Below are 4,039 nucleotides of genomic sequence, written 5' to 3'. Positions count from 1 at the left end.
TTGGAATACAGCCCCAGTTCGAGCAAATCCCAGCTAAGTGTTCGCGCTCAACAACGGCCACTTTCATGCCCAATTGTGCGCCGCGAATAGCCGCAACATAGCCGCCAGGACCGCCGCCGATTATGATTACATCATACTGATTTGCCATGCTTTTTTCCTTATCAATGGCGCTCACTTCTATTGGAGCGACAAAATTTCTTTCACAATCGGCGCAAGGCCTAGGCCCAGCGCACGCGTATTCTTTGCATCCAAATGGACACCATCATTCGGGTCGGCACTAACCACCATGCCAGCATCAAAGAACGAGACTGCTTCACGCTCACAGATCTGTGCGTACTTGCCAGCATATTCCTTCGACAATTCACCTGCACCAAGCATCACATCGTTAAACAATGCGTCCTGACCGTCTGCCACGAGCGGCGGTGACACAACCAACACTTTCGGCGTCCCATGTCCAGGCTTGTAATTGAACGACTTCACAATGTTGATCAGTCGGGCAATCCCCATCGCCGAGCCAGCGGCGTTGCCACAAATATGGGACCGCATGTCATTCGTGCCTAAGAAGATAATCACCAAATCAAGCGGTTCGTGCGTTGCCAACAGCATCGGCAAAGCCTTTGAACCATTGCGTTCTGTTGGAATTGAATAGTCATCAAAAATCGTCGTGCGACCGTTCAACCCTTCGGCGAAAACCCGTGCTTGCCCGCTAAGCTCTGTTTCCAGAACATTCGGCCAGCGATCCTCAAACGCGTGGCGGCCGCCAGTTGCAGCGTCCGCCCCCCACGTCAAAGAATCCCCAAAGGCAAGCACGTTTTTCATGATTGCTTAGGCCAGCATCATCACTGGCGATTCAATGAGTTGTTTAAACACGCCAAGTGCTTGCGCACCCAACACGCCATCAACAACCCGGTGATCGCATGACATTGTTACGGTCATGAAATTTCCTACGGCGATTTCGCCATTTTCCACAACCACACGTTCTTCACCCGCGCCGATGGCTAAAATCGAGCCATGTGGTGGGTTGATGACCGCTTGGAAGTTTGTGATACCGAACATGCCCAGGTTAGAAACTGAAGAGCCGCCACCTTGATATTCATGCGGCGCAAGTTTTTTCGACTTTGCCCGTTTGGCAAGGTCTTTGACCTCCGCTGAAATCTGCCGAAGTGATTTCAACTCAGCTTTTCTGACCACTGGCGTAAACAAACCACCCGGTACAGACACAGCAACTGCGATATCCGAATGATGATGCTTCAATGTATGCTCGCCTGCCCAAGATGCATTGGCATCAGGAACCTGCTGCAACGCCATTGCCCAAGCCTTCATGATGAAATCATTCACCGACAGTTTGAATTCTGGGCGGCCATTGTCGTCAGTTTTTGCGGTGGCGTTTATGCGCGCACGTGCTTCGAGCAAATCATCTAAGCGGCAATCCATGCTGATATAGAAATGTGGCACGGTCTGTTTGGCTTCTGTCAAACGCGCAGCGATCACTTTGCGCATGCCGTCATTAGCGACCAGATCGTACGAGCCTTCTTCATAAAGTGCGATGACTTGGCTGTCCGCCATGCCTGTGGAAAGAGCCGCTTTGCCAGTAGCAGCCGCAGGTGCGGCTTGTGGCACACCATCACGCATGGCTTTTTCGATGTCGCGTTTAACCACACGGCCTTTTGGCCCAGTACCGGACAAAGCAGACACGTCAAGTTTCGCTTCGGTCGCCAAACGACGCGCCAAGGGCGAAGCGAAAATGCGTTCGCCGCTGGCTTTTGGTGCAGATGCTGACGCAGCAGGTGCAGGCGCTGACGCAACAGGTGCAGCAACGACGGGTGTCGCTTCCGTTGCGGCGGGTGTCGCAGCTGGTTTTTCTTCAACTGGTGCAGCAGTTGCCGCAGGGGCAGCAGCAGGTGCCCCACTCACATCGCCAATGTCAGAGGCGCTTTCGCCCTCTTCTAACAACACAGCAATTACGGTGTTCACTTTCACCCCTTGCGCACCTTCTTCAACCAAAATCTTGCCCACAGTACCTTCGTCGATAGACTCAACTTCCATCGTGGCCTTGTCGGTTTCAATTTCAGCAATCACGTCCCCAGCGGAAACAACATCGCCTTCTTTAACGTTCCATTTTGCGAGATTGCCCTCTTCCATCGTCGGTGACAGGGCTGGCATTGTAATATTGATCGTCATTTTCGATCTTCCTTTTTCCCTGAACTTACGACTGACGGTAGGTGACTGAATTCACCGCTTGTATGACATCATCAACAGTTGGCAGCGCCAATTTTTCCAAATTAGCAGCGTATGGCATCGGCACATCTTTGCCCGTCACGCGCGTTACTGGCGCATCCAAATAATCAAATGCTTCGTCCATCAAACGCGCAGAAATTTCAGAACCGATTGAACCTTGCGGCCAGCCTTCTTCAACGGTGACGCAACGTCCGGTTTTTTTGACGGATGCAACAACGGTTGGCATGTCCAGCGGACGCAACGTGCGCAAATCGATCAATTCAACATCAACCCCAGCTGCAACCAGCTTTTCAGTTGCCTCAGTGGCATAGCGCATGCCCATGGAATGCGAGACGATGGTCACGTCAGCACCCTGCCGAACCACTTTGGCTTTACCCAGAGGTACCGTCCAATCGTCGAGTTTTGGCACGTCAAATGATGTGCCGTACAGCAATTCATTTTCCAAAAACACAACCGGGTTCGGGCTGCGGATTGCAGATTTGAGCAACCCCTTCGCATCAGCCGCTGAATATGGTGACACCACGATCAGGCCCGGGATATGTGCATACCACGCCGAGAAATCATGACTGTGCTGCGCACCAACACGCGACGCCGGGCCATTTGGCCCACGGAACACGATTGGCGATGTGACTTGGCCGCCGGACATGTAGTGGGTTTTGGCCGCTGAGTTGATGATTTGGTCAATCGCCTGCATCGCAAAGTTGAACGTCATAAATTCAACAACTGGTTTCAATCCCGCAAATGCAGCGCCAACACCCAAACCGGCAAATCCATGCTCGGTGATCGGCGTATCAATAACCCGCTTTGCGCCAAACTCTTGCAGCAAGCCTTGGGTCACTTTGTAAGCGCCCTGATATTCAGCCACCTCCTCGCCCATCACAAACACATCGCCATCGGCGCGCATTTCTTCAGCCATTGCATCGCGCAACGCTTCGCGTACGGTAGTGGACACCATTTCAGTGCCTTCAGGCACTTCAGAGTCAGCCGCTGGGGTAAATACCGGTGCGCCAGGAACTGCTGCTGCTGCTGCCGCCGCCGCTTCAACCGGTGCCGCAACCGCTTCTTCTGCAACAGGCGCTTCAGCGGCGGTTGGCTCAGCTACAGCAGGTGCAGCAGATGCTTTAATGTCGTCAGCGCTTTCGCCTTCTTCCAGCAACACCGCAATCAACGTATTCACTTTCACGCCTTGTGCGCCTTCTTCGACAAGTATCTTGCCGATCACACCTTCGTCGACGGCTTCCACTTCCATAGTTGCTTTGTCGGTTTCAATCTCGGCAATCACGTCGCCTGACGTCACGCTGTCACCTTCTTTGACCAACCATTTAGCAAGGTTTCCCTCTTCCATCGTTGGTGACAGAGCAGGCATCAAAATTTCTATTGGCATATCTTTTCTCCTGGTCTGTGCAAACTAGACTGTAATCTCGGTGTAAAGTTCTCCAACATCGGGCTCAGGCGCTTCGGTAGCAAAGTCCGCCGCGTCCGAAACAACAGCGCGCAGCTCTTTATCTAGTGCCTTCAGTTCTTCTTCAGATGCCCAGCCATTGTTCAAAATGCGGGCTTTAACCTGCTCAATCGGGTCGCGCTCAGCCCGCATCGATTGAACTTCATCTTTCGAGCGATATTTGGCTGGATCAGACATGGAGTGACCACGATAGCGGTAAGTTTGCATTTCCAAAATGTAAGGCCCATTGCCCTCACGCGCGTGCTTCATGGCCCGTTCAGCCGCTTCGCGCACCATACGCACATCCATGCCGTCAACTTGCTCACCCGGAATGCCAAACGTCACACCGCGTTGCGACAA

Annotated in this window: 5 protein-coding genes; all 5 read right to left on the bottom strand. The window is 52.8% G+C overall.

The genetic code is table 11. The annotated features are described in order from the left end of the window. On the bottom strand, positions 1 to 148 hold a 148-nt coding region (locus ACJAZW_RS15235; RefSeq protein ID WP_415159632.1), incomplete at its 3' end, for an FAD-dependent oxidoreductase. Between the two features lie 29 nt (positions 149 to 177). Further along, a complete protein-coding gene (locus ACJAZW_RS15230; RefSeq protein ID WP_415159630.1) occupies positions 178 to 819 on the bottom strand; it encodes an SGNH/GDSL hydrolase family protein in 642 nt (213 codons plus the stop codon). A gap of 6 nt (positions 820 to 825) precedes the next feature. After that, positions 826 to 2,181 (bottom strand): pyruvate dehydrogenase complex dihydrolipoamide acetyltransferase, encoded by a 1,356-nt coding sequence (locus tag ACJAZW_RS15225; protein WP_415159628.1) that lies wholly within the window; start codon positions 2,179 to 2,181, stop codon positions 826 to 828. A gap of 25 nt (positions 2,182 to 2,206) precedes the next feature. Continuing rightward, positions 2,207 to 3,622 (bottom strand): pyruvate dehydrogenase complex E1 component subunit beta, encoded by a 1,416-nt coding sequence (locus ACJAZW_RS15220; protein ID WP_415159626.1) that lies wholly within the window; start codon positions 3,620 to 3,622, stop codon positions 2,207 to 2,209. Positions 3,623 to 3,646: 24 nt separating this feature from the next. Then, positions 3,647 to 4,039 (bottom strand): thiamine pyrophosphate-dependent enzyme (locus tag ACJAZW_RS15215; RefSeq protein WP_415159624.1); only part of this gene is annotated, 393 nt, incomplete at its 5' end.

The sequence above is a fragment of the Maritalea sp. genome (assembly GCF_047634455.1).
Classification (GTDB): domain Bacteria; phylum Pseudomonadota; class Alphaproteobacteria; order Rhizobiales; family Devosiaceae; genus Maritalea.
Note: the sequence above shows the minus strand (reverse complement) of the source record. Positions and strands in the feature narration are given on the sequence as shown.

Bases quoted from the DNA above. Each gene is read 5' to 3' on its own strand.
- ACJAZW_RS15220 (WP_415159626.1), bottom strand. From the start codon at position 3,622: ATGCCAATAGAAATTTTGATGCCTGCTCTGTCACCAACGATGGAAGAG.
- ACJAZW_RS15225 (WP_415159628.1), bottom strand. From the start codon at position 2,181: ATGACGATCAATATTACAATGCCAGCCCTGTCACCGACGATGGAAGAG.
- ACJAZW_RS15230 (WP_415159630.1), bottom strand. From the start codon at position 819: ATGAAAAACGTGCTTGCCTTTGGGGATTCTTTGACGTGGGGGGCGGAC.